The sequence below is a fragment of the Methylophaga sulfidovorans genome (assembly GCF_900114205.1).
GTDB lineage: Bacteria > Pseudomonadota > Gammaproteobacteria > Nitrosococcales > Methylophagaceae > Methylophaga > Methylophaga sulfidovorans.
The window spans coordinates 1-25,921 of the sequence record NZ_FOSH01000005.1; the positions used below are offsets into that span (position 1 = coordinate 1).

Sequence of the window (25,921 nt, forward strand, 5' to 3'; positions counted from 1 at the left end):
GACCTGAGATTGAGAATACGTCTTCAATCGGCATCAGGAAAGCACCGTCAATTGCACGTTCTGGTTGTGGGAAGTAGGTGTCCATCGCTTCTGCTAAACGGATGATTGATGGTGCACCAATTTCACTTGTGTCGCCTTCTAAGGCTTTCAGTGCTGAGCCAACAATGATTGGGGTGTCATCACCTGGGAAGTCATAGCTGTCTAACAACTCACGTACTTCCATTTCGACTAATTCAATCAGTTCTTCGTCATCAACCATATCAGCTTTGTTCAGGTAAACGATGATGTAAGGTACACCTACCTGACGTGATAACAGAATGTGTTCACGTGTTTGTGGCATAGGACCGTCAGCTGCGTTTACAACCAGAATCGCGCCGTCCATTTGCGCTGCACCTGTGATCATGTTTTTAACATAGTCAGCATGGCCTGGGCAGTCTACGTGAGCGTAGTGACGGTTAGCTGTTTCGTATTCGACGTGAGCGGTTGAGATTGTGATACCACGTTCTCTTTCTTCTGGTGCGTTATCAATATCCGCGTAATCTTTGAATTCACCACCACTTAATTCACCCAATACTTTGGTGATCGCCGCTGTCAGCGTAGTTTTACCATGGTCAACGTGACCAATAGTGCCCACGTTGACGTGGGGTTTAGAACGTTCAAATTTTGCTTTAGACATGAGTAGTATCCCCGGCACTAAATTTTATTGAGCCAAAAAATCAAAACAGGCAGGAACACCCTGCCTAAGACAAATTGTGGAGCCCGCAATCAGAATCGAACTGATGACCTCATCCTTACCATGGATGCGCTCTACCGACTGAGCTATGCGGGCCTAAATTCTTCCAATCAAAAATGGAGCGGGTGATGGGAATCGAACCCACGTGATCAGCTTGGAAGGCTGGAGTTCTACCATTGAACTACACCCGCAATTCAGTCATCTTGTATATTTAAATGGTGGAGGGGGAAGGATTCGAACCTTCGAAGGTAGAACCGTCAGATTTACAGTCTGATCCCTTTGGCCGCTCGGGAACCCCTCCACTAAAGACGTGGCATTGTCCGGAAATCTCACACTAATGTCAACACTTAAATCAGTAATTCTCGATTAGCTGATGTCTTCATGATTAGCTTAGCTAAATCTGTCGCGTGATTAACTGAAGTATGAAAGCCGTAATAGTATATTATTAGCATATAAAAATCTGTATCAATTTCTAGAAAACAGGAGATATTTATGGAGCAGTACCGCGGTACGACCATCCTTTCGTATCGCCGTGACGGTCAAGTCGTCATTGGTGGTGATGGGCAAGTCAGTCTTGGCAACACAATAATGAAAGGCAATGCGCGCAAAGTCCGACGCTTATATCACGGTAAAGTTATTGCTGGTTTTGCCGGTGGCACCGCAGATGCTTTCACGTTATTTGAACGTTTTGAAGCAAAACTAGAAAAGCACCAGGGTAACCTGACTCGAAGCGCACTTGAACTTGCTAAAGATTGGCGCACGGACAGAATGATGCGCCGACTGGAAGCCTTACTCGCCGTAGCGGACCAAGAAGCCTCCCTTATTATTTCTGGAAATGGTGACGTGATTGAACCAGAACATGGTCTGATTGCTATTGGATCTGGTGGCCCTTTTGCTCAAGCCGCAGCAACCGCCTTATTGCAAAACACCTCTCTTAGCGCCAAAGAAATTGTAGAAAAAGGCTTGAATATTGCCGCAGACATCTGCATCTATACAAATCACAACCTTACAATCGAAACTCTGGACTCAAACTGATACCTATCATGCAATCATTAACTCCGAAACAAATTGTTAACGAACTCGATAAACGCATCATTGGACAACAGGCAGCTAAAAAAGCCGTAGCCATTGCGCTCCGTAACCGCTGGCGTCGTAAGCAACTTGATGCTGCACTTCAGCATGAAGTGACTCCTAAAAATATTCTTATGATTGGCCCAACCGGCGTTGGTAAAACAGAAATTGCCCGACGACTCGCAGCATTATCCAATGCGCCATTCATTAAAGTTGAAGCAACCAAATTCACTGAAGTGGGTTATGTGGGCCGTGATGTCGAATCAATTATTCGTGATCTTGCGGAAACAGCCATGAAAATGTTGCGTGAAGAAGCGATATCATCGGTAAAAAACAAAGCTGAAGATGCGGCAGAAGAACGTATTCTGAATGCGCTGCTTCGCCCAGCGCGCGATGTTGAAACAGAAGATGAATCAACCACCCGTCAGCGTTTTCGTAAAATGCTACGCGAGGGCAAACTCGATGATCGTGAAATAGAACTGGAACTGAATGCCCCCAACGTCGGTGTTGAAATCATGTCACCGCCAGGTATGGAAGAAATGACCAACCAGTTACAAGAAATGTTTCAAAATATGGGCTCACAGCGTAAGAGTATGCGCAAAATTACGGTGGCTCATGCCATGAGACTGCTGTCTGAAGAGGAAGCACTGAAACTTATCAACGAAGAAGAGTTGAAAGCCAAAGTGTTAGACAGTGTCGAGCAAAATGGCATCGTTTTTCTGGATGAAATCGATAAAATTACTGGTCGCGGTGAAAGCGGTAATAATGCGGATGTATCCCGTGCAGGTGTACAACGAGACCTTTTACCATTGGTAGAAGGAAGTACTGTTTCAACGAAATACGGCATGATCAAAACCGATCATATTTTATTTATCGCTTCGGGCGCATTTCACTTAAGCAAACCATCCGACTTGATACCTGAGCTACAAGGTCGTTTACCCATTCGCGTTGAATTAGATGCCCTCTCTGCTGCAGATTTTGTCCGTATTCTGACTGAGCCCGACGCTTCTCTGACTGAGCAATATATTGCGCTTCTGGCGACAGAAGGTGTTGTGTTGCACTTCACCGATGACGGCATTGAACGCATTGCTGAGCTTGCATGGGAAGTCAATGAAAAGACGGAAAACATTGGTGCCCGTCGTTTACACACTATGCTGGAGAAATTGTTAGAACAGATTTCATATGAGGCTGGTAGCGAGGAACATTTGTCTGTCACCATCGATAAAGACTATGTCAATGAGCAACTTTCCGTTGTTGCTGAAGACGAAGATTTATCACGTTATATCCTATAAGGCATTACTGATGGCAGAAACACCACTACCAACTGAGATCACCTTACATAAACAGTCAAAGTGTTTGTCTCTGAGCTATGGCGACAAGAACTATCGTTTGCCAGCAGAATATCTCCGTGTCCACTCACCTTCAGCAGAGGTTCGCGGGCATGGTCCTGGACAAGAAGTGTTGCAGACACATAAAGAAAACGTTGGTCTCGAAAAAATAGAGCCTGTCGGTCATTATGCACTCAAGTTATTTTTTGATGACGGACATGACAGCGGTCTGTTCACATGGGACTATTTGTACGAACTTGCCATACACCAGGATTCTCTATGGCAAGACTACCTTAACCGACTTCAGAAAGCCGGTTATCAGCGTCAAAATTAATAGGTCAAGTTATGGAAGCCAAAGACACCACCCATTTCGGTTATAAAGAAGTACCCACGGCCGAAAAAGCCAAACATGTCGCCGAGGTTTTTCACTCGGTTGCGGGTAAATATGATTTGATGAACGACTTAATGTCGCTCGGCATTCATCGCTTCTGGAAACGTTTTACCATTATGAATAGTGGCGTACGGCGTGGAGCAACCGTATTAGACATTGCTGGCGGTACAGGGGATCTAACCCGTAAGTTTTCAAAGCTGGTTGGTGACACAGGTAAAGTTGTACTAGCTGATATTAATGCATCTATGCTGAATGTTGGCCGTGATCGTCTGACTGATGATGGGATTGTTGGCAATATTGAATACGTTCAAGCCAATGCGGAATCCCTGCCGTTTCCTGACAATAGCTTTAACTGTATTACCATCGCCTTTGGTTTGCGTAATGTCACAGATAAAGATAAAGCTCTCGCTTCAATGTACCGCGTACTGAAACCAGGTGGTCAACTGATGGTCTTGGAGTTTTCTAAACCTGCTGAGTGGATGGCGCCCGTTTATGATGCTTATTCCTTTAAAATTCTGCCACAACTCGGGAAGATTTTTACTGGCGATGAAGAAAGTTACCGCTATCTGGCTGAATCAATCCGTATGCACCCGGATCAGGAAACCTTAAAACAAATGATGATTGATGTGGGCTTTGAACGTTGTGAATATCACAATATGACGGCCGGCATCGTTTCACTTCATCGCGGTTATAAATTCTAAACTTATGGCCATATTATTACGCCCTATCGAATTGGCTGTTAATCAGGCATTAAAACAGGATCCTGAAACTCGCGAACGCCTTAAGGCTTTTGAAAATCATGTCATCGTGATTCATATTCAGAACTGGCAGCAATATATACATGTATCTTTTCATCAGTCAGTGATCAAGCTGACCCATAATGATGAAGAAAACGCAGATTTATTAATCACCGCCAATGCGATGAGTTTGCTAAAACTTGCCAAACATCCAGAACATTTGTTCTCCAATGAGATTCATATCCACGGAAATGTGCAATTTGCCAAACAACTGCAAGATGTTTTGGATGGTTTTGACTTTGACTGGGAACAACAAATTGCCAATGTTACAGGGGATGTGATTGCTCAACCGCTGAACTATGCCATCAAACAAGGTTTTTCATGGCTGAATGCAACCCAACATTCCTTGTCTATGTCATTTTCTGAATACCTTCGTGAAGAAGCCCATATTTTGCCGGATAAGATTCAAATCGATGATTTCATGAATGATGTCGATAAGATTAAGGCTGATATTGATCGGCTTGAGGCACGTATCAATCGGCTGGAAAAACATCCTTGATTCACTTGAGCACTGACCACAGCTATATCCATGTAAGGAGCCATTAATGAAGGCTAATCAGTTATCCAGACTGATTCAAATCAATCATGTCCTGGCAAAACATCGCCTGGACGAAGTGATCAAAGCGATTCATCTGTTACGTCCACTTCGTTATTTTAGTTTTTTATCACCCCATCGCTGGCGTAATAAACAATCAACACTTCCAAGAGGCGAAAGGTTAAGACTGGCACTACAGGACTTAGGCCCGATTTTTGTCAAATTTGGTCAGGTATTATCAACGCGTCGGGATCTATTACCACCGGATATAGCGAATTCATTAGCAAAATTACAGGATCAGGTCGCTCCCTTCCCCGCCGAACAAGCAAAGCAGCTCATCGATAAAGCGTATGAAGCAGAATCTCTGAATGAATTATTTACCCATATCGAACCAGAGCCCCTAGCTTCAGCTTCTATTGCGCAAGTCCATGCCGCGACTTTAAAAAGCGGTGAACAGGTTGTCATAAAGCTGGTCCGTCCAGGCATAGAACCTATTATTAAACGTGATATTGCCCTGCTGTATACCTTGGCCTCCTTCGCGGAACGTTATTGGTCTGAAGGCAAACGCCTGCGTCCGAGGGAAATCGTTGCTGAGCTTGAAAAGAACCTGTTTGATGAACTCGACATGTTACGCGAAGCATCCTCGGCCTCACAGCTACAACGTAACTTTGAAGGCACCACCTTACTTTACGTTCCGAAAATATACTGGAAACTGACCAAGCCCAATATCCTGGTTCAGGAACGTATCTATGGCACGCCTATTAGCGATACCGAAGGTTTGATAGCAAAAGGCGTGGATATGGCAAAACTAGCTGAAATGGGTGTTGAAATATTTTTCACCCAAGTATTCAAACATAGTTTTTTCCATGCCGATATGCACCCTGGCAATATCATGGTGGATAGTACCGATCCTAAAAATCCCCGTTATGTGGCTGTAGACTTTGGCATTATGGGAACCTTATCACCCGATGATCAACGCTATCTTGCTGAGAACTTTCTTGCCTTTTTTAATCATGATTACCGTCGCGTTGCAGAGTTACACGTGCAATCTGGTTGGGTGCCTGCTGACACTCGGCTGGATGAGTTTGAAGCGGCTATAAGAAGTGTTTGTGAGCCTATTTTCGCCAGACCACTAAAAGAAATTTCATTCGGACAGCTGTTGTTAAGGCTGTTTCAAACAGCACGTCGTTTTAATATGGAAGTTCAGCCACAACTGGTTCTATTGCAAAAAACCTTACTCAATATTGAAGGCCTCGGACGTGATCTCTATCCGGACCTGGACCTCTGGAAAACAGCCAAGCCGATTTTAGAATCATGGATGAAAGAAAAAATGGGCTGGCAGGCAGCTTTAAGAACGTTACAACAAGAAGCGCCTCATTGGGCTGAAACATTACCGGAAATGCCACGTCTCTTATATGACTTGAGTAAACGTGCTCAGGAAGGCCAATTTAACGTAAATTTAGCTTCAGCTGATATCCAGCAGCTACGTAAAGAAATCAAACAAGCCAGCTACCGTAGTGCTGCTGCAACAGCCGGTGCTGCTTTCCTGGTGGGGGCTGCAGTGATTACCGGGCTTGATGGTTATGCGACGACGATGTTTGCCGGCCTCCCTATTCTAAGCTGGGTGTTTGGTTTATGGGGGCTTGGCCTCATTTATTTTAGTATTTCAAAGAAAAGTTAATTGTTATGTTTAAGTGGATAGGCCTGATTTTAGGCTTTTTATTGTTAAGTACTATGAGTGTTGGTTTACTGATTCTCGGCATTTTTGGCGCGTTGATTGGCCTTTTCTTTGGTGGTTTTGCTGATCGTGTACGCGCTTATGGGCTTGGTGGTGCCAACCCTTTTACTAACCAGAATCGTCAAGCCGTTTTCCTGGAAACCGTGTTTGTATTAATGGGCACATTAGCGAAAGCGGATGGTCGTATCAGTCAGGTTGAAATCGATCATGTTGAAGCCTTTATCAAAAAAATGGGCATGTCTGGCGAGCATAGACAAGAAGCGATTCGTCAGTTCAAGCGTGGCGCTGAACCCGACTTTGATATCAACGAAACAGTGACTAAATTTAAACAGCACTGTGGTAACACCTTTAATTTAAAACAAGTCTTACTGGTCTATCTGACGGTGATGGCTCTGGCTGATGGCAAACTCGATCCGCAAGAAAGACAGATTCTGGAGCAGGTTTCAGCACAGCTGGGTTATAGTCGAGCTGAGTTTAATCGTATCCTTGATATGGTGCTAAGCCAGGCTAATTTCTCGAGCGGCTATCAACAACAGTATTCAACAGGCCAACAACGTTCATCAGTCAATGATCTTGCGGAAGCCTATAAAGCACTGGGCGTAACAGAGCAAAGCTCCAATCAGGAAATTAAACGCGCTTATCGTAAATTAATGAGTCAGTATCATCCTGACAAATTAATGGGCCAAGGTGTACCTGAAGATATGATTGCCGTTGCTACTGAGCAAGCTAAAGAAATTCAATTGGCTTATGATTTAATCAAAAAATCTCGCGGATTGAACTGATTTTCTAAGGCAGTGTTTGCCTTTAATTTTATATTATTTTTAAAGTCACACGCGGCAGCGTGTGACTTTAAATCAAGAAACTATCTATTGGGTTCTCCCTTCCCCCAGCCTCGAACCCAATTAGAATAACCCTACTATTGAACCGTTCTCATCAATATCAATCCGCTCTGCTGCAGGATGTTTTGGCAATCCAGGCATTGTCATCACATCACCACAAAGAACAACCAGGAAGCCAGCGCCATGTGAAAGTCGTACATCACGAATTGTCAGTGTGTGGTTCTCTGCTGTTCCACGTAAGCTGGGATCACTGCTAAAGGAATAAGGTGTTTTTGCCATACAAACGGGTATATCACCATGCTGCTGATTGAGCATTGCGATTTTATCCATCACTTTTTTATCAGCAACGACCTGGCCGGTACCGTATAAACGTTTAGCGACTTCATTGATTTTATCCCATAGAGGGAGACTATCCGGGTATAACAACTGGCAAGGTTCGGCATGAGTATCCAGCATCTCAACTACACGTTTTGCCAGAGTTTCAGCGCCCGCACCACCTTCGGCCCAATGGCGAGCAAGGATAGCCTCTGCCCCCATCTCTTTTACCGCCGACTTGATAAGTTCAATCTCGGCATCGCTGTCGTTAATAAAATGATTGATAGCGACAATACAACGCAAACCAAACTCATTTTGTAGATTATTTAAGTGACGTTTCAAATTAGCAAGCCCGTTATTTAAGGCATCCAGATTTTCTTCGCCAAGTTGTTTGAGTTCCAGTCCACCATGATATTTCAAGGCTTTTACTGTGGCGACAACCACTGCCATATCGGGCTTGATTCCGGCTTTACGGCACTTAATATTAATAAACTTCTCAGCACCTAAGTCCGCACCAAACCCGGCTTCAGTGACAACGTAATCACCTAGTTTTAGCGCCATCTTGGTAGAGATGACGGAATTACAGCCATGAGCGATATTGGCAAAAGGCCCACCGTGTACAAAGGCAGGATTATTTTCCAAAGTCTGAACCAGATTTGGCTTAATGGCTTCTTTCAATAATGCAGCCATAGCGCCATGAGCCATAATCTCACGGGCATAACGTGGCGTCCCATCTACCGAATAAGCAATTAAAATATCACCAAGGCGTTGTTTTAATTCTTGTAGTGAGTTCGATAAACAAAAGATCGCCATCACTTCAGAGGCCACCACAATATCAAAACGTTCTTCACGTAAATAACCGTTAGCAGTGCCCCCCATTCCAACCACGATATCCCGTAGCGCGCGATCATTCATGTCCATAACCCGCTGCCAGACGATACGCCTTGCATCTAACTGCAGTGCATTTCCATGATGAATATGGTTATCGATCATCGCTGATAATAAATTATGTGCTGACGCAATAGCGTGTAGATCGCCGGTAAAGTGAAGATTAATATCTTCCATAGGAACAACCTGCGCGTACCCTCCGCCGGCCGCTCCACCTTTCATTCCAAAACATGGGCCCATTGATGGCTCACGTACACAAACAATCGATTTTTTGCCAATTCGGTTCAGTGCATCACTCAAACCAATCGTCGTCGTGGTTTTGCCCTCACCAGCCGGCGTCGGGCTGATAGCCGTCACTAAAATCAACTTGCCATCTGCTTTCGATGCCATCTCATTCATCACATCCAAAGAGACTTTGGCTTTGAAACGTCCATATGGGTCAATATGATGTGAGGCAAGGCCAAGCTTTTTTTCAGCTAGACTAGTGACGTCCTGCATTGAGGCCTGTTGGGCAATTTCAATATCTGACATGGTTTTCCTGAACGGCGTTAAATTTAAACCACATTATACGTGAGTTACGAGGGAATCCCGAATACCATATTAGTCACCCCAGCGTGGCATCAGATCATGTTCTATTTTGGCTTGGTCCAGTATGCGTGCAACAACAAAGTCGACTAATTCATTTAATGATGTGGGATTAAAATAAAAGCCAGGGTTGGGAGGTAAGATACAGACACCGAGTTTAGCAAGCTTCAGCATATTTTCCAGATGAATAACCGAAAAAGGTGCTTCTCTCGGTACTACGATTAACTTACGATCTTCTTTGAGCATCACATCGGCAGCACGGTTTATCAAATTATCACTCTGGCCACAGGCGATAGCCGATAAGGTGCCCATGGTACATGGACAGACAATCATAGTTGGCACACGATGAGATCCGCTTGCCAATGGCGATGACCACTGTTGTTCACCATAAACCAGTAACTGTTCAGGCTGGCAGTTAAATTCTTGAGCTAATTTCGTTTGCACATCACTAGCCCTTGCGGGTAATTTCCAATTAAGCTCATCAGCAAGCACTATTCTGCCTGCAGTGGAAATCATTAAGTGAACAGTTAACCCCTGTTGTAAAAGCACTTCAAGTAAACGCTTTGCATAAGGTGCGCCGGAAGCGCCTGTAATGGCCAGTGCGATCTGCTGCTGATCTAACATAATTAAGCAATCGCCTCTAATATCCGTTGGTGAATACCACCAAAGCCACCATTACTCATCACTAAAATTTCATCACCAGACTGTGCTTCATTGCTGATTGTTTTAACAATAGCATCAACTGAATCAAATACACTGACATGATCGCCTAATGTTTCTGTCACTTGTTTTAATGACCATTTCAAATCAGCATCCTGAAGCAATAATACTCTGTCCGCCTGAATTAAAGACTGAGCTAATGTTTCCTGATGCACACCCATTTTCATGGTATTCGAGCGAGGCTCGAGTACAGCAATCAGTCGACGATTCCCCACTTTTGCTCTCAAACCGGCAATAGTGGTGGCTATAGCAGTTGGATGATGAGCAAAGTCATCATACACACGAATATTATTAATTTCGCCTTTCAGTTCCAGCCGGCGTTTAACACCTGCAAACACCGACAGCGCTTCACAAGCGTGTTCAATCGTAACACCAACATGGTGTGCTGCCGCTATTGCCGCAAGCGCATTACTCACATTATGCTGACCGAGCATATCCCACACGACATGACCGCTAGAGTCACCATAGCTTACTTCAAACTCGCTACCATCATTCTTCAATAATGTTGCTTGCCAATCACCATCAGCTCCCAGGGTTTGCCGTGGTGTCCAACACCCCATATTAAAAACATGCTCAATGGCTTTGTCTTGTGGCGAAAGAATCAAACCTTGCTCAGGCACAGTCCGTACTAAATGATGAAACTGTTTTTGAATAGCTGCCAAATCATCAAAAATATCAGCGTGGTCAAATTCAAGATTATTAATAATCAATGTTCTGGGCATGTAATGGACAAATTTAGAACGCTTATCAAAAAACGCCGTATCGTACTCATCTGCCTCAATCACGAAAAAGGGTGTTTTGCCCAAACGCGCTGTTTCGCCAAAATTATCAGGTACGCCACCAATAAGAAAACCAGGAGCCATATCGGCATGCTCGAGTATCCACGCTAATAAACTGCTTGTGGTGGTTTTTCCGTGTGTTCCTGAAACAGCTAAAACCCACTTGCCTTGCAGTACATGTTCATTCAGCCATTGTGGTCCAGAAACATAAGGAAGCCCTTTGTTTAACACATACTCTACAGCTGGGTTACCACGTGACATGGCATTACCCATCACTACCAAGTCAGGCGCCGGTTCTAAATGTTCAGGTTTATATCCTTCCCTGACATCGATCCCTGCAGCAGCAAGTTGATCACTCATCGGTGGATAAACATTGGCATCTGAACCACTCACCGTCATACCAAGCTCTCTGGCTAAAATGGCAAGTCCACCCATAAATGTGCCACAAATCCCCAGTATATGAATATGCATTACGCAACTCCTGAAATAGTGAGTCCAACCACAATCAGCGTAGCAATGGTGTAAACCGTCGTTATCACCGCTGCCAAACCGGGTCGGATATCAAGTGCATACCTGAAGATATGTGCAACAACAAATAAACTCCAGAAAATAACAATAAGTACCAGCAATAAGATAATACTGGTTATCTGACTATGAGGCTCTACCTGTCGGAATAATAAAAAAACTGGCCAACTAATCATGCCAATTAATGCACCGGTACCTGCCATCGCAGTTACAGTTTGCTCGAAGCGATAAGGTAAACCACGAATCGATAATAAGATTTTTGTCGTGATAATTAGCATTAGCGAATCAGCCAGACTCGCGACTAAACTAATTGTCCAATTGTGATCAATATGGCTAACCAGTACGCCAACGACAAAATAGCTGACAATACTAAAGTTCACTAATATTGAAGATGCCGGAATATCGGCGGGACTTGCTTTAAATAAACAAACCTGGAAAAGTCGCTGAATCACTTTAATCATCACGGCATAATAACGTGTCAACTAAAGGGAACAAAGTATTTAATGACTTTTTTCACAGAGAAATAAAAAACCCGGCAAAAAAGCCGGGTTTTTGTAGTCGATATCAATATTTAGTCATCAACAACAACCCCCCATGGGAATTTGCCCACTTCGATCGTTTTAATTGTTTTGTTTGTTGCTGTATCCACAACTGACACAGTACTACTTACACCATCTGCTGTGTATAAACGTGAACCATCACGCGTCATACCTAAGCCCCATACACGTTTGCCAACTGGCACATTTGCTTTCATTTCCAGTGTTTTTGCATCTAAAACAACGACGGAATTACCACGACCGGTTGTGACATAGATAGTTTTATCATCTGGACTAACGGCAATATCCATCGGCTTGGAGTTAGGTAAATCAATAGAAGCCTGTTTAATAATGGACAACGATTTTGTATCAATAATTGTCACTTCATTACCGACTTCACTGGTTGAGTAAGCCAGCGAGCCGTCACTATTAAATGCGAGACCACGGGGACGGGCAGCCACTAAAATATTTTTTACCACTTTATGTTTAGCCGTATCGATCACATGAACCATATTGGTGGACTCACTAGTCACAAGCGCTAAACTGCCATCAGGTGAAACAGCAACACCTTCGGGTTCTAGGCCAACAGGAATCACTTCAATAATTTTGCCTGTTTTTGGATCGATAACGCTAGCTTGCGCATCATCTTCGTTTGAAATGTATATATTGCCGTTTGGCGCCACATCAAATGTTTCTGGATCCTCTCCAGCATCCAGCTTTTTAACCACTTTCAGGGTATCTAAGTCGACAACTGCGATTGCACCTTCTTCACTAATAGCTACATAAAGTAGCTTTTGATCAGGTGATAAGCCAATCCCTCTTGGACGCTCCCCGATATTAATAGTGTTTGTCACTTCATTGGTTTTTGTATCAATAACACTCACCGTATTATCTTTTTCATTAGTGACAAAAACACGGTGTGATGGCTCAGCCCACACTGCTGTACTGGCCATAATCAATGTTGTTAATAAGATATTTTTTAATTTCATCATGCTTCCTTCTCTCTGATTATTTTTTACAGGTAACCATTCCAAGACTATCTAAACCACCTTTTACACCTCTCAACGGCGCTTCAGCGACAATGTTATCGTCCTTATCTATCAATAATACGATCTGACGCAACTGCCCTGTTTCTCTGAATGTCGCGGTATCCCCTTTTTGCCCGTCAAATGACAAATCATTTTTAAGGTAGTTCAACATATCTGCAGCATCAGTCTTTTGGGTTCTGGCAACAGTATCTGACAACATTTTTACCGCGGCCCAACCAGCCCAGGCATCATCGTCCATTTGTGTCTTATGATTTTTAGTGAATCGATTATTCAATTGCGATGCAGCAAACTTAACAAAGTCATGATGCCATGCATGAGCTGTGACCAACGTATCAGGATTCTTTGCCTGCCATTGTGCTAAAGCATCTGTTTTCATTTGTTTACTCAAAGGTATATTCAATAAGTTAGACAAACATGCCTGACGTAATCCATCCGCATCCGAGCTTAAGTTAAAAACCGGGACATAAGCTAACTTCTTCATTTTTGCAATTTCCAGAATATGTTTAGCATCTGTGCCTACTAAAACGGCTGTTATTTCAGATTGAGGTAATGCGGCAAGCTCTTCTTCTGTAATATTTTTGACTTGATAGTTTTGTCCTAAAAACTGTCCCTGTAAGTTCGCTTCAGACAGCCCTTGCTGTACTCCGGCCCAAACCTGCCCATCTGTTGGGCCAATATAATGAAGAGTGACATTAATCGGGTTGGCAAAAATAATTTGCGGCCAGATAAATAAAACAATTAAACCCAGCTTTTTTAACTTACTCATAATCTCTCCATTTTTATTTTACTTGTTATTTCTAACCATACAGAATCGGGTAGCTGCTGAAATCAGCAAATTCCTCAATCTTGTAGAGCACATCTCATTTAGAAAGTTCGCTTATAGGGGCTATTGTGTCAGTAAAACTGGCCGTTAGACCTTAGGAGTTTTTCCTGTTTTATTGATGACAGCCATTATTGGTTTAAAACAACCACTATATGAAGAAAGCTTTATATTCAAGAAATCCAAAAGAGGGTCGATATCTTGATTATCACAACAGGTTAGTTTTTATGAATAAGCAATATCGTCTTCAGGTTCAACAAACGCAGGAAAGTCTTGAAGAGTTTGTCACCTTCATGAGTTTCCGTAGTGATTGTAGTGGTGTGCGGATATTGTCTATTGAAACCAAAGAGCAAGCCGCAATAAGAGATGAAGCAGAACGGTCAGGAAAAGTGGTGTCTATTCAATCAAGACGGCGTTCTAAACCAGCCACAATAACGATTAGTAAAGAATTACGCTTTAACGACCAAAACATTCACTCATAAAAAAAGCCCGATTTCTCGGGCTTTTTTGTTAGACCTGACTTCCGTCTTCGCCAATTTCCTGGTCACTTTCTTTCACCGGCGGTAGTAAATCCTCTTTACTCACACCCATAAATAGTACCGCGGAACTCGCCACATAGATTGATGAGTAGGTACCAATCATAATGCCTAGCAGTAAAGCTTCAGCAAATGAATGAATAACCTCACCACCCAGAATAAACAGGGCAAATACAACCAATAGCGTTGTGAATGATGTCATCAAGGTTCTGCTCAATGTCTCATTCAGAGAGGTATCAAGTACTTCTTCTGCAGTCGCTTTTCGAATCTTCAAAAAGCCTTCACGCACCCTGTCAAAAACAACAATCGTATCATTCAATGAATAACCAATAATGGCCAAAACGGCAGCCAGTACGGTCAAATCAAATTCGACATGAGTAATCGAGAAAAAGCCCAAGGTAATAATAACGTCATGTACCAGTGCCGCTACTGAAGCAATCGCAAAGCGATATTCAAAACGGAAAGCCACATAAATCAGAATACCAATTAAGGCGTATAAAACAGCTAAGCCGCCTTGTTCAGTCAGATCATCCCCAACCTGAGGCCCAACGAATTCCACACGACGCACATCAATCGGACTACCGGAATCAACTTGTAATAAGGAAACCACATTATTACTAATTTCTGCCATGTTCTTGGTTTCAACGATAGGTAGACGAACAAGAACATCATGAATTGATCCAAAATTCTGCACGACCGCTTCTGGGTAACCACCATTTTGCAGACTTGAACGAATCTTCTCTAGGTTAGCGGGCTCCTGATAACCCAGCTCGATCATCGTGCCACCGGTAAAATCAATACCAAAGGTTAAACCTTGTGTTATCAATGACCCAATAGACACGATCAGTAATGTGCTCGAAAACGCTATGGCAAGCCAGCGTTTGGACATAAATTTGATATGCGTTTGTTTATTAAAAAACTGCATGAAGATGATTCCTAAATTGATAGCTTAGGTTTATTTTTACGGCCATAGAACAAGTTCACTAAAGCGCGTGTTCCCATAATGGCAGTAAACATAGAAGTGATAATACCGAGTGATAATGTCACAGCAAAACCTTTAATCGCCCCTGTGCCAAAGCCAAATAAAACAATGGCGGCAATCAGGGTGGTGATATTGGCATCAGCGATCGTAGAGAACGCTTTATCATAACCAGCACTGATACTGGCTTGAGGGCTATTACCATTTCGCAGCTCTTCACGAATACGTTCGTAAATAAGCACGTTGGCGTCAACGGCCATACCGACAGTAAGTACGATACCGGCAATACCCGGCAAAGTCAGAGTTGCCTGTAATAAGGATAGTAACGCCACGATAAAAATAAGATTCGCGGCTAAAGCGACATTGGCAAATAAACCAAATACACGATACCAGACAAGCATAAATACCAGCACCAGAACAAAGCCGATAATGACTGATTCAAACCCTTGTTCAATATTCTGTTGTCCCATGCTTGGTCCAACAGTACGTTCTTCCACAATTTCAATTGGAGCAGCTAAAGCACCAGCCCGTAAAAGCAGTGACAAATCACGCGCTTCTGTTGTGCTATCCAAACCAGTAATCTGGAATTTTTTACTAAGTTGATCACGAATGGTAGCAACGTTAATGATCTCAGGAACCTGGCGTCTGACAGAAACCAGTTCACCATCAATCTCTTTTGTTTCCATTTTTGACTCAATGAAAACCACAGCCATTGGGTTACCGATATTGTCGCGAGTCACATTGCTGAATGCTCTCGCACCTTTACCATCTAAAGTGACTGAAACTGCTGGCGTACCAGATTGAGGATCTAAAGTTGATGCGGCATTAATGACATGCTCACCAGTCAACATGACGCGTTTATCTAACAGATAAGGTCGTCCATCACGGCTGTAATAAAGTTCTGAGTTGGGAGGAATTCGTCCATTCACCGCATCTTTAACATCATGTTCCGTATCGACCAGTCTGAACTCAAGCGTTGCTGTAGCACCCAGGATTTTCTTCGCCTGTGCGGTATCCTGCACACCAGGAAGCTGAACAACGATTCGGTCATCCCCTTGCTGCTGTACAGTTGGCTCGGCAACACCCAGCTCATTAATACGATTTCTTAATGTTGTGATGTTTTGTTGTAAGGCTAATTGTTTAGTTTCACGAATGCTCTTTTCAGACATACTCATGACCAGCTCAGGATTAGCATCATCACCTGAGACTGATACCTGAAGGTCATTGAAGTTTTTCAGAATCAGCGACTCTGCCTTATCCCTGTCTTCAGTGTTACGTAACACCAAAATCAGTTTCTGACCTTCAACTTTGATTTGTTTATAACGAATTTTTTCATCACGTAGCGATAAACGGATATCACTGCCATAAGTATCAAGGCTTTGCTTCACCGCAGCATCCATATCCACTTGCATAAGGAAATGAACACCACCTCGCAAGTCTAAGCCGAGATTCATCGGCTCAGCGCCTAAAGATGCTAACCAATGCGGTGTAGTAGAAGCCAGGTTCAATGCAATGATGTAGTCGCCGACTAATGCTTTGCTCAAGACATCCTTGGCCTTTAATTGGTTATCTGCTGAGGTCAATCTGATAAGTAATTTATCATCTTCCAGCTGAGCGCCTTTGTAATCAATCCCCGCCGCTTTAAGTGCTTTTTCCGCTTTATCGGCTAAAGCCAAATCCACCGTGGCAGTTCTACCAGCAGAAATCTGCACTGCCGGGTCATCCCCGTATAGATTAGGGAGTGCATATAGTCCAGCGACTAGCAGCACAATAAGAACAAGTAAGTTTTTCCACAGTGGATATCGGTTCATAATTCATTCCTGACTTTTACTTCAAGCCATCTTTAAATAGACGGCAAGACCTTATAGCTTTTTCAATGTACCTTTAGGTAAAACAGCATTGACTGATTCACGACGTACTTTTACTTCAACATTTTCAGCAATTTGAACAGTGATCGCATTATCGGTAATTTCAATAACTTTCCCCATCAAACCACCATCTGTTACAACTTCATCCCCTTTTGATAGGGCAGATTGCATTGCTTTATGTTCTTTTGCACGTTTTTGCTGAGGTCTGATCAGCATGAAATAAAACAGCACTAACAGGATAATTGGAAAAGCAAAATCCATCAGGCCTGGAGAACCAGCTGTTGTAGTTGCTGCATCAGCAGCAGCGGCTGGAGAGATAAAAAAGTCCATCGTTAATCCTCAAAATCAACAAGAAAAAAGAAACCGATTATGCCACAGCTGACAGGGTGTTCGATAGCATTGAACCGTTTTAAACAATTTCAGTTTCTCTGAGAGCGTAAAACTCCTGACGAAATTGCGTAAGTGTATTATTTTCGATTGCCTGTCTCAGGCCATTCATCAATGTCTGGTAGTAATGAAGGTTGTGAATAGTATTCAGTCTTGGCCCCAACATTTCTCCAGTTTTATCTAAATGATGTAAATATGCCCGGCTATAGTTCTGACATGTATAACAATCACAATAGGGATCTAACGGTTTAGTATCCGTCTTAAAGCGACTATTTCGAATCTTAATGACACCCTGATGTACAAACAAGTGACCATTGCGAGCATTACGGGTAGGCATCACACAGTCGAACATATCCACACCGCGCATCACACCTTCCACTAAGTCTTCAGGACGTCCTACACCCATAAGATAGTGTGGTTTATCCTGTGGCATCACCGGCGCCAGAAAATCCAGTATCCGCAGCATATCCTCTTTTGGCTCGCCTACAGATAAACCACCGATGGCATAGCCATCAAACCCAATATCCATTAGTCCGTCTAAGGATATCTGACGCAGTTGTTCATGCATTCCGCCCTGCACAATACCAAATAACGCTGAAGGGTTATCGCCATGGGCTTCTTTACTGCGTTTTGCCCAACGAAGTGATAACTCCATTGAATTTGCGGCAGTATCTACATCAGCAGGGTACGGCGTACATTCATCAAAGATCATGACGATGTCACTACCCAGGGCTCGTTGAACAGCCATTGACTCTTCGGGCCCAAGGAAAACTTTGCTGCCATTCACTGGTGAACTGAAATGCACACCTTGTTCGGTGATTTTGCGGAGCTCGCCCAGGCTGAAAACCTGAAAACCGCCAGAATCCGTCAGGATAGGCCCCTGCCATTGCATAAAGTCATGTAGGTCGCCGTGAGCTGAGATAATCTCCGTCCCTGGGCGCAGCATTAAATGAAATGTATTTCCTAATATTATTTCAGCACCTGTCGCTTTTACCTCTTCGGGTGTCATCGACTTTACCGAACCATAGGTACCAACAGGCATAAACGCAGGGGTTTCGATTGTTCCCCGTTCAAACGTTAATCGTCCGCGACGGGCAAAACCGTCCTGCGCAAGTAAATCAAATTTCATTCATTTAATCTCAGCAAAAAACGCCGGACAGAATAACATTTTCTTGATATTAACGGCGAAACTGACGCAATTGAGGTAGGATCGCGCTCATTATAAGTTATGGAGAAATCAATGTCTGACCCCAGAATTATTGTCGCCCTTGACTACGCTACAGCTAGTGATGCCCTGCAAATGGCCGATAAAATCGATCCAAAGCGTGCACGCGTAAAAGTGGGAAAAGAGTTATTCACCCGCTCTGGTCCAAGCGTGGTCACTAACTTAGTCAGCCGCGGTTTTGATGTATTTCTCGATCTGAAATATCACGACATTCCTCATACTGTTGCCAAAGCCTGTGCAGCTGCTGCGGATCTGGGTGTTTGGATGTTGAATGTTCACACGTTGGGTGGTGCAGCTATGATGGAAGCCGCCAGAGAAGCCGTTGATAACTCATCCACTCAACCAATTCTGATTGGCGTTACCTTGCTTACCAGTATGGATCAAACCACGTTTGAGCAGATTGGCCTCAACGGCAATATGTCTGATACCGTGATTCGTCTGGCAAAAATGGCTAAAAGCAGCGGCTTAGATGGCGTCGTTTGTTCTGCGCAAGAAGCCAGCGCGCTTCGTGAAAATCTAGGCGAATCCTTCCAATTAATCACACCTGGTATCCGTCCTGCTGGCAGTGATGTTGGCGATCAACATCGCATCATGACGCCAAAACAAGCGATAGAAGCCGGCAGCCACTACCTGGTAATTGGCAGACCAATTACTGCGGCAAAAGATCCGATGCAGGCACTGACCGATATTGAAAAAAGTCTTCTCTAATAAAAAAGCCCGGTAAAACCGGGCTTTTTAATCTGTAATATTCGAAAAGCCGTTTATACTTTAAATTTACTGGCTGCTTCTTGTAATTGTGTTGCCAGATTGCTCAATGTTTCTACCGCAACAGAAGACTCTCTCGCCCCCTCTGCTGTATGCTCAGCAACCTGACTGATATTCACAATACCGCGGTTGATATCTTCAGCCACTGAAGACTGCTCATTCGCTGCACTGGAAATTTGTGCACTCATTTCATCCATGGTGGAAATCATCGCAGTGATAGAGTCTAAAGCCGCACCAGCGCTGGATGCTTTTTCAACACTATGTTTTGCTCGCTCGCGACCTTCGTTCATCACTTTCACAGCCACTTGAGCGCCTTGTTGCAGACGTTCAACCATCTCTTCTATTTCATGGGTAGATGATTGTGTTCTGGCAGCCAGTGTGCGAACTTCATCGGCAACCACAGCAAAGCCACGACCATGTTCCCCGGCACGAGCGGCTTCAATAGCAGCATTCAAAGCAAGTAAATTGGTTTGCTCAGTAATGCCGCGAATAACATCAACAATAGCACCAATATTACCAATATCTGATTCCAGGTTACTTAGCTGCTCAGCGGCTTTTTCAACTTCTGTCGCCAATGAGTCAATCGCCTGCATGGTTTCCATTACAACTTGTTTGCCAGCTTTAGCTTCTGTATCAGCATTACGCGCCGCTTCAGCCGCGCTTGAAGCGGTTCTGGCCACTTCTTGTACTGATGCGGTCATTTCATTCATCGCCGTTGCCACCTGTGTGGTTTCTGACTGTTGACGTAATACGCCATCGACGGTTTCTTTGCTAATAGCTTGCATATTTTGACTGGCCGATGTCAGTTGAGTCACCCCACCCACCAGAGTATGAACTAAATTGGCGACATTTTTTCTTGCACTATCTAACTCAAACGCCATCCAACTAAAGTCACTTTTACCGGAAATAGCCACTTTATGTGTCAGATCGCCTTTCTTGATATTTTGAATAGCGCCAACAAGCGTTGTTGCACGTTTATCACCAAACCGACCAATGTGATGAGCTATAGCCACCATTAAAATACTTGCTACCACCACATAAATCGCTGCAATGTACAGCGCCTGAATTTCTTTGATACCAGAGTGATACATATAGCCTTCAAGAAGAAGTAGCCCTAATAAGGCAACTACACCAAGACCACCAATGATATACATGCGTTTTCTCAAAGAGAAATTTTCAAGTTTGAACACGTCCGTCTCTCCCGGATTGAACTTAATTATTATTTTTGCCTCAGACGTATAAACTAAGACCACTATCCTCTATAGCTGAACCTAGTGTTTCCTCGGCCTCACTCATTATATCGTCACTTTGACCATTCGCTTGAGTAAAATTCTGAGAATTCTGCATTTGCTGTGGCTGATCATCTCTTTGCTGCTGATGCTGTTGCTGACCGACCTCAGCATGCGTTAGCTGAATCCCATTTTCTGCAAAACTATCTCGTAATTTTGGTAAAGCCTGCTCCAAGGCCTCCCTTGTTGTCGAGTGCTGAGCTAGAAAAGTTACACTGGCCTGATCGTTTTGTACATGGAGTTTTACCTCAACCGGACCTAAATTAGCCGGATTCATTTTCATCTCTGCCTGCTGGATACCTTCTTTAGCCATCCATACGACACGACTATTCATCACTTGCGACCATGCTGAACTTTGTATATTCGGCTGAACGGGCAGACTTACTGTGGATGCAGCTGCTGTTGATGCCGATGCTGTCTGTGGTGAAGTTGCGCCACTGCTTACAGAGGTCGTAGTAGTCGGTGTGCTGCTTACCAATCGCTCTTGAATCGTTTTATCTGCACGGATACCAAGCAGGTCAACATCTGTTTTATCTTTGTTTTCAGCTTGTGCAGCCATCATATTCCGAACAGAGGTGACCTGTTCACCATCACCTCTTTGGCGTTGTCGTTGAATGGCATCCATGATATCAGCACGAATTTCCGTTGTTTTGCCGTCAGCTTCATTCATTGATTGTAAGGCCTTGGCAAAATTTGGCACTTTTTCACTTGTTGTATTTTGAGTTTGTTTTATAACTGCTTTTTCTGTCTCGGTTACCGTCACTAAACTGGCATCTGCTTGCTTTTTATTAGCCGCATTAACACCAGAGTTGGCATCGGTAGATGAAGTTGATTGAGTTTTTGATTCTGAAGTTTCTGTAACAGCAGGGGCTATGACTGTTTTTTTTGCGGCAGTATGAGCCTTCGCTACAGTCACTTTATCGTTGTTGGTCTTGGCCACTTTTGTGTCTGGTGTTTGAGAAACGACAAAAGTTGTTTGCGGGACTACATTATCAGCAAGCTTTTCAGATTCTGAGGAATCTGATTCCGAATCATCATCGACTTGAGTATCTTTATCACTAACTTTTTCATCAGACGGCAATTTCTTGCCGTCATCGCCGTCGCTTTTTTCCGTCTTAGCATCCGCTTCCGCTGTAACAGATTCATCCTTTTCGGTTTTATCAGTGGCCTTATTATTCTGGTCTTCAACTGATTTGGTTTGCGCCTTATTTGATTCGACGGGCTTCTGCTCTGTATTGATATGCTTATCTAGCGTCTCAGAAAAAGAGTTATCCCTAGATACCTCTTTGGTATGTGTTGGCTTAGTGCTGACAACACTATCAGTTTGTATGGAAACACTTTGTGGCATATCGCCTCTCCCTACTTAAATAGTCTTAAAGACCTGTTCATGTAGTTAAGAGCAAGCAATGTGCCAAACATTATTTAGAATAATTCGATGTCTCCAGCATCAACGCTTTTTTGAGTCACAGATTTGTGACTTGTTTCATTAATTTTTTTATGGAGTTGAGCAATGGTTTCTTTGACTTGCAGAAACTTCTGCTGGTATTCACCTAGATCAGCAGCATCGTCTGCAGAGGATGGAATTTCATTAATCACGTCTATCAAATCAGATACCGTATTTAAGCGTTTATCCATATGTTCATTTAATTGATGACACATATCTTCGAACTGCAGTGACGTAAGAGCCTGATTCACTAAGCTGGATATTTGTTGGCTAATATCACTCGAACCTGTAATCACCGATTCTGTTTTATTATTAATCAACGACATGGTAGAGGTTATTTGAGCCACTTTTGACTTACTGTTCATAACCAGATCAGTATCAGCAGAAACCAACTCTGAAATAATCCCACCCGTTTCATCGATCGTTGCCTTCACTTTCATCGTAATTTTGTTTATCTCATCGCTAAAATCATCAGATTTTTGGGATAGTTTTCTGACTTCATCGGCGACAACAGCAAATCCACGACCAGCGTCGCCAGCTCTTGCTGCTTCTATAGCTGCATTCAATGCTAATAAGTTTGTTTGAGATGCAATATCTTTAACATCATCCAGTAAGGAAATCACACCATCAACACGTTGCTTGATTTCACCTAACTTGCTCATGACCAAGTTACTACCTTCGCTATTTTTGAGCAGGGTTTGAACAAGATAGTTCATCACAGATTCTGTTTCCTGAATGAATTCCGAAAGCCCTTGTTCATCATCTCGCTGATCGACAAGACTAAGCAGCATTTTCGTTTCTTGATCACTTTGTTCACTCAAGCCCTGAAAACTATCGGTTAACGATTGCACAGCATTTGTCAGGATGGTAGAAACTTGTTGATTTTCTGCACGAATATTTTCGATTTGCTGAGAAACATCATGTAAAACATCGCTTTTTAACTTATCAATCTCGGTAGATGAGAGTGACTTATTTCCGTCAGACTTATCAACAACCACTGAGGGTATAGTTCGACACAAAACAAACATTAAAGCAGAGGCAAGAAACACAAAAAATGCCGCTAATACATTTACCAGCCAAAAAGCGATTGCAACAAAACAGATGGACGATAGCCAAGCCAGAATGTGTTTTTTATCAAACTGTTTTTTCATTACATCGTCCTAATTTAAGTCAACAATCTAATAAGGGTTATCGACTCAACTTCATAATCTCTTGAGCAATTTTATCCAATGGCAAGACAAGTTCCGCAGCACCAAGCTTATAAGCGGCGCCGGGCATACCCCAAACTACACTGCTTTTTTCATCCTGAACGATATTCATTGCCCCACTTTCTTTCATTTCCAACATGCCCTTGGCACCATCATCCCCCATCCCCGTCAACATAATCCCAATCGCATTAGCGCCAACATTTTGAGCGACTGAACGGAATAACACATCAACGGAAGGTTTGTGGCGTGAAACCGCCGAGCCATCATTCAAGCGGCAATAATATCTCGCACCGCTTCGTTCCACTAAAAGATGTTTATCGCCTGGTGCAATATAAACATGCCCAGGTAATATTTGTTCGCCATCCATCGCTTGACTCACATGCATAGCTGCCGTTGAGTTTACTCGGGCGGCAAAAGCAGCGCTAAATGTCACCGGGATGTGTTGTGTAATGACAATGCTTGGTGCATTAGCCGGTAATTTACATATGATTTCTTTTATCGCCTCGGTGCCTCCAGTTGAAGAACCTATCGCGACCACTTTTTCCGTTGTTTTCAGAGAAGAACTCGAGTTGGTTTTAGCCAACACGGCATCTGCTGACAATTTTTCTTCTACCTGAAAAGATGCCGATTTAACTAAGGTTTGCGGGTTGGCTGTTGAGGCGGCTTTTATTTTTCCAATAAGTTCATCCGAATAAGCACCCAGCGTATGTGATACGTCAATTTTGGGTTTTTCAACAAAATCAAACGCTCCAAGAGATAAAGCTTCAAGAGTCGTTTCAGCCCCTTTTTCAGTTAAGGTTGAAACCATTACAACAGGCATCGGGCGCAAACGCATTAAATTACGAAGAAATGTAATGCCGTCCATCTTCGGCATTTCTACATCAAGTGTTAATACATCGGGATTAAATTGCTTAATTTTTTCTCTGGCCTGAAAGGGGTCAGCTGCTGTAGCGACCACTTCCAGTTCAGGATCGGCATTAATTATTTCAGTAAGCAGTTTTCTGACTAACGCTGAATCATCTACCACAATAACGGGTATTTTATTCATTGTTGTTTTGTCCTATTCAAAATAGCTCAGCAGTACTAACTTGATATTCAAACTGGAGTCTTTCTTTATACTCAGTTTCCCGTGTAAGAATCGTATCGTTATGTAAGTGTTTGATACGTTTGACAAACAGTTTACCTGTGTATGGGAAGAAGATAACTTTTCGGGGATAAATATCACCTAAATCATAGGATTTGACAGAAATACCTTCAATTTCGGCGAACTTGAGGACAAACTCACTATTTTTTTTACCCACATCATTGCTTATGCCAGAAAGAATTCGGCCACCACCGCAGACTTTCATTTCAAGATCTTTTCTCTCTCCACCCGCTTTGAGTATTTCGTTAATCAGACATTCCATAGCAAAACATCCATATCTTGCAGCCCCTCCCATCCAATAATTATTGGCACTCGGACTAGTGACAGTATTCTCCGGCAACATGAAATGATTCATTCCGCCAATACCTTTTTTTTTATCTCGAATACATGCAGAGATACATGAGCCAAGTGTGGTCGCTATTGCTTCCTCTGCATTCTGACTAATATAAATCTCGCCCGGCAAGATTTTAGCCACCCAAATTTTAGCGTGTTTATCCCAATATCGATTTATATGTCCATACTCTCCTAAAAGAGGAGGTAGTGGCGGAGGCAGTATGGTCATGATGGAAGCTGGTAAATGGTCTTACCTAGTGGCGTGAATTGATCATTCACATTAAAAAGGGTCTCGGAATGGCCAATAAATAGGTATCCCCCTGGCCTCATAATCTCGGCAAACCGTTTAAATAAAACGGCCTGAGTTTCTTTATCAAAATAAATGATCACATTTCTACAAAAAACCACATCAAACGGACCATTCATAGGCCATTGGTGTAATAAATTTAGCCGTTTAAACGCGACTTTTGTTTGAATATCAGTTTTGACTTTTATTAAATTCTGCCTGTCACCTGTACCACGCTTAAACCACATTTTTTTTTCTTTGAGTTCAAGTTGATTTAGGCGTTCAATATCATAAACACCTGATTTTGCAGCTTGCAAAACATTCGCATCCAGATCAGTTGCCAGAACCCGTACATCCCAATCTGGCTTGTCTTTGAAAAACTCATACAAACAAATCGCCAAACTGTAGGCCTCTTCACCAGTTGAGCATCCAGCCGACCATATTCGTATTCGTTTTGTTAGATGATTTTTTTTGTATAGCTCAGGTAAAACAGTGTTACTTAAGAAATCAAAATGATGCCTTTCCCGAAAAAAAGCTGTCAGGTTAGTAGTGATAGCATTAACTAAAATATCCTGGACTTCACTATCACCATTTTCTACTGCATCACAGAAGTCATCAAAATTACCGTTGAACTGTTTACGAATATGCTTTGACAATCTGCCATAGACCATATTTTTCTTAATATCAGGTAAAACAATGCCTGTATGGACTGTGACGAAACGCCTTATCCGAGCAAAATGTTCATCGGAAAAAATAAATTCCCTGTCGCTTGAAGTGAGCTCAGTCATCATAACCACTCTTCAATTAG

26 protein-coding genes and 3 tRNA genes are annotated in these 25,921 nt (G+C 43.0%); 9 read left to right on the top strand and 20 right to left on the bottom strand.

What is annotated here, in order from left to right; all coding sequences use genetic code 11:
• From BM232_RS04985 to BM232_RS05000, 4 genes are all read right to left on the bottom strand, one after another.
• Positions 1-676, bottom strand: a 676-nt coding sequence (locus BM232_RS04985) for a GTP-binding protein (protein WP_143092260.1), incomplete at its 3' end; no start/stop codon positions are given.
• Positions 677-753: 77 nt separating this feature from the next.
• A tRNA-Thr gene (locus BM232_RS04990) sits at positions 754-829 on the bottom strand.
• A 21-nt stretch (positions 830-850) separates the two neighbouring features.
• Positions 851-924, bottom strand: a tRNA-Gly gene (locus BM232_RS04995).
• A gap of 25 nt (positions 925-949) precedes the next feature.
• Positions 950-1,034: transfer RNA gene (locus tag BM232_RS05000), tRNA-Tyr, on the bottom strand.
• 191 nt (positions 1,035-1,225) lie between these two features.
• On the opposite strand from BM232_RS05000, the gene hslV reads away from it, so the two are divergent.
• The 7 genes from hslV to djlA are packed head-to-tail and all read left to right on the top strand — an operon-like array spanning position 1,226 to position 7,375.
• Positions 1,226-1,768, top strand: coding sequence for an ATP-dependent protease subunit HslV (gene hslV / locus BM232_RS05005; RefSeq protein WP_091712084.1), 543 nt, complete (start codon positions 1,226-1,228; stop codon positions 1,766-1,768).
• A gap of 8 nt (positions 1,769-1,776) precedes the next feature.
• Positions 1,777-3,096 (top strand): ATP-dependent protease ATPase subunit HslU, encoded by a 1,320-nt coding sequence (hslU, locus tag BM232_RS05010; protein ID WP_091712085.1) that lies wholly within the window; start codon positions 1,777-1,779, stop codon positions 3,094-3,096.
• 10 nt (positions 3,097-3,106) lie between these two features.
• Positions 3,107-3,466, top strand: coding sequence for a gamma-butyrobetaine hydroxylase family protein (locus BM232_RS05015; RefSeq protein ID WP_091712086.1), 360 nt, complete (start codon positions 3,107-3,109; stop codon positions 3,464-3,466).
• 11 nt (positions 3,467-3,477) lie between these two features.
• Positions 3,478-4,224: a bifunctional demethylmenaquinone methyltransferase/2-methoxy-6-polyprenyl-1,4-benzoquinol methylase UbiE gene (gene ubiE, locus BM232_RS05020; protein WP_091712087.1), complete on the top strand. Its 747-nt coding sequence runs from the start codon at positions 3,478-3,480 to the stop codon at positions 4,222-4,224.
• Between the two features lie 4 nt (positions 4,225-4,228).
• On the top strand, positions 4,229-4,819 hold the full coding sequence (locus BM232_RS05025; protein ID WP_091712088.1) for a ubiquinone biosynthesis accessory factor UbiJ: 591 nt from the start codon (positions 4,229-4,231) through the stop codon (positions 4,817-4,819).
• Between the two features lie 46 nt (positions 4,820-4,865).
• Positions 4,866-6,536 carry a ubiquinone biosynthesis regulatory protein kinase UbiB gene (gene ubiB, locus BM232_RS05030; RefSeq protein WP_091712089.1) on the top strand — a complete coding sequence of 557 codons (1,671 nt, stop codon included), beginning with the start codon at positions 4,866-4,868 and terminating at the stop codon, positions 6,534-6,536.
• Positions 6,537-6,541: 5 nt separating this feature from the next.
• Positions 6,542-7,375: a co-chaperone DjlA gene (gene djlA, locus BM232_RS05035; protein ID WP_091712090.1), complete on the top strand. Its 834-nt coding sequence runs from the start codon at positions 6,542-6,544 to the stop codon at positions 7,373-7,375.
• Between the two features lie 120 nt (positions 7,376-7,495).
• Here the strand turns inward: djlA and BM232_RS05040 are convergent, their stop codons facing one another.
• From BM232_RS05040 to BM232_RS05065, 6 genes are all read right to left on the bottom strand, one after another.
• A complete protein-coding gene (locus BM232_RS05040) occupies positions 7,496-9,166 on the bottom strand; it encodes a formate--tetrahydrofolate ligase (protein ID WP_091712091.1) in 1,671 nt (556 codons plus the stop codon).
• Positions 9,167-9,235: 69 nt separating this feature from the next.
• Positions 9,236-9,844 (bottom strand): UbiX family flavin prenyltransferase, encoded by a 609-nt coding sequence (locus BM232_RS05045; protein ID WP_091712092.1) that lies wholly within the window; start codon positions 9,842-9,844, stop codon positions 9,236-9,238.
• Between the two features lie 2 nt (positions 9,845-9,846).
• Positions 9,847-11,190, bottom strand: coding sequence for a UDP-N-acetylmuramate:L-alanyl-gamma-D-glutamyl-meso-diaminopimelate ligase (mpl, locus tag BM232_RS05050; protein ID WP_091712093.1), 1,344 nt, complete (start codon positions 11,188-11,190; stop codon positions 9,847-9,849).
• Positions 11,190-11,726 carry a hypothetical protein gene (locus BM232_RS05055; RefSeq protein WP_143092261.1) on the bottom strand — a complete coding sequence of 179 codons (537 nt, stop codon included), beginning with the start codon at positions 11,724-11,726 and terminating at the stop codon, positions 11,190-11,192. The genes mpl and BM232_RS05055 overlap by 1 nt, the downstream gene beginning before the upstream one ends.
• Before the next feature lie 89 nt (positions 11,727-11,815).
• On the bottom strand, positions 11,816-12,772 hold the full coding sequence (locus BM232_RS05060; protein ID WP_245752818.1) for a glutaminyl-peptide cyclotransferase: 957 nt from the start codon (positions 12,770-12,772) through the stop codon (positions 11,816-11,818).
• 16 nt (positions 12,773-12,788) lie between these two features.
• Entirely contained in the window at positions 12,789-13,595 is an 807-nt protein-coding gene (locus tag BM232_RS05065; RefSeq protein ID WP_091712096.1) for an ABC transporter substrate-binding protein, read from the bottom strand.
• Between the two features lie 281 nt (positions 13,596-13,876).
• Between BM232_RS05065 and BM232_RS05070 the strand changes: the two genes are divergently transcribed.
• Positions 13,877-14,131 (top strand): hypothetical protein, encoded by a 255-nt coding sequence (locus BM232_RS05070; RefSeq protein ID WP_091712097.1) that lies wholly within the window; start codon positions 13,877-13,879, stop codon positions 14,129-14,131.
• A 28-nt stretch (positions 14,132-14,159) separates the two neighbouring features.
• Here the strand turns inward: BM232_RS05070 and secF are convergent, their stop codons facing one another.
• The 4 genes from secF to tgt form a co-directional block, all read right to left on the bottom strand.
• A complete protein-coding gene (gene secF / locus BM232_RS05075; protein ID WP_091712098.1) occupies positions 14,160-15,110 on the bottom strand; it encodes a protein translocase subunit SecF in 951 nt (316 codons plus the stop codon).
• An 11-nt stretch (positions 15,111-15,121) separates the two neighbouring features.
• Positions 15,122-16,975, bottom strand: a complete 1,854-nt coding sequence (gene secD / locus BM232_RS05080) for a protein translocase subunit SecD (RefSeq protein WP_091712099.1) — start codon at positions 16,973-16,975, stop codon at positions 15,122-15,124.
• Positions 16,976-17,026: 51 nt separating this feature from the next.
• Positions 17,027-17,362 carry a preprotein translocase subunit YajC gene (gene yajC / locus BM232_RS05085; protein WP_091712100.1) on the bottom strand — a complete coding sequence of 112 codons (336 nt, stop codon included), beginning with the start codon at positions 17,360-17,362 and terminating at the stop codon, positions 17,027-17,029.
• A gap of 79 nt (positions 17,363-17,441) precedes the next feature.
• On the bottom strand, positions 17,442-18,548 hold the full coding sequence (gene tgt / locus BM232_RS05090) for a tRNA guanosine(34) transglycosylase Tgt (protein WP_091712101.1): 1,107 nt from the start codon (positions 18,546-18,548) through the stop codon (positions 17,442-17,444).
• Positions 18,549-18,659: 111 nt separating this feature from the next.
• Here tgt and pyrF point away from each other — a divergent pair, with 111 nt between their 5' ends.
• Positions 18,660-19,352: an orotidine-5'-phosphate decarboxylase gene (pyrF, locus tag BM232_RS05095; protein ID WP_091712102.1), complete on the top strand. Its 693-nt coding sequence runs from the start codon at positions 18,660-18,662 to the stop codon at positions 19,350-19,352.
• Positions 19,353-19,405: 53 nt separating this feature from the next.
• Here the strand turns inward: pyrF and BM232_RS05100 are convergent, their stop codons facing one another.
• The 6 genes from BM232_RS05100 to BM232_RS05125 all read right to left on the bottom strand — a co-directional run bounded on the left by BM232_RS05100 (position 19,406) and on the right by BM232_RS05125 (position 25,904).
• Positions 19,406-20,599 (bottom strand): methyl-accepting chemotaxis protein, encoded by a 1,194-nt coding sequence (locus BM232_RS05100; RefSeq protein WP_245752819.1) that lies wholly within the window; start codon positions 20,597-20,599, stop codon positions 19,406-19,408.
• A 40-nt stretch (positions 20,600-20,639) separates the two neighbouring features.
• On the bottom strand, positions 20,640-22,046 hold the full coding sequence (locus BM232_RS05105) for a flagellar hook-length control protein FliK (protein WP_091712104.1): 1,407 nt from the start codon (positions 22,044-22,046) through the stop codon (positions 20,640-20,642).
• A 74-nt stretch (positions 22,047-22,120) separates the two neighbouring features.
• Positions 22,121-23,293 carry a methyl-accepting chemotaxis protein gene (locus tag BM232_RS05110; protein ID WP_091712105.1) on the bottom strand — a complete coding sequence of 391 codons (1,173 nt, stop codon included), beginning with the start codon at positions 23,291-23,293 and terminating at the stop codon, positions 22,121-22,123.
• 37 nt (positions 23,294-23,330) lie between these two features.
• A complete protein-coding gene (locus BM232_RS05115) occupies positions 23,331-24,398 on the bottom strand; it encodes a protein-glutamate methylesterase/protein-glutamine glutaminase (protein ID WP_091712106.1) in 1,068 nt (355 codons plus the stop codon).
• Positions 24,399-24,414: 16 nt separating this feature from the next.
• On the bottom strand, positions 24,415-25,056 hold the full coding sequence (gene cheD / locus BM232_RS05120) for a chemoreceptor glutamine deamidase CheD (RefSeq protein WP_091712107.1): 642 nt from the start codon (positions 25,054-25,056) through the stop codon (positions 24,415-24,417).
• Positions 25,053-25,904 carry a CheR family methyltransferase gene (locus BM232_RS05125; protein WP_091712108.1) on the bottom strand — a complete coding sequence of 284 codons (852 nt, stop codon included), beginning with the start codon at positions 25,902-25,904 and terminating at the stop codon, positions 25,053-25,055. The genes cheD and BM232_RS05125 overlap by 4 nt, the downstream gene beginning before the upstream one ends.
• Positions 25,905-25,921 lie beyond the last annotated feature (17 nt).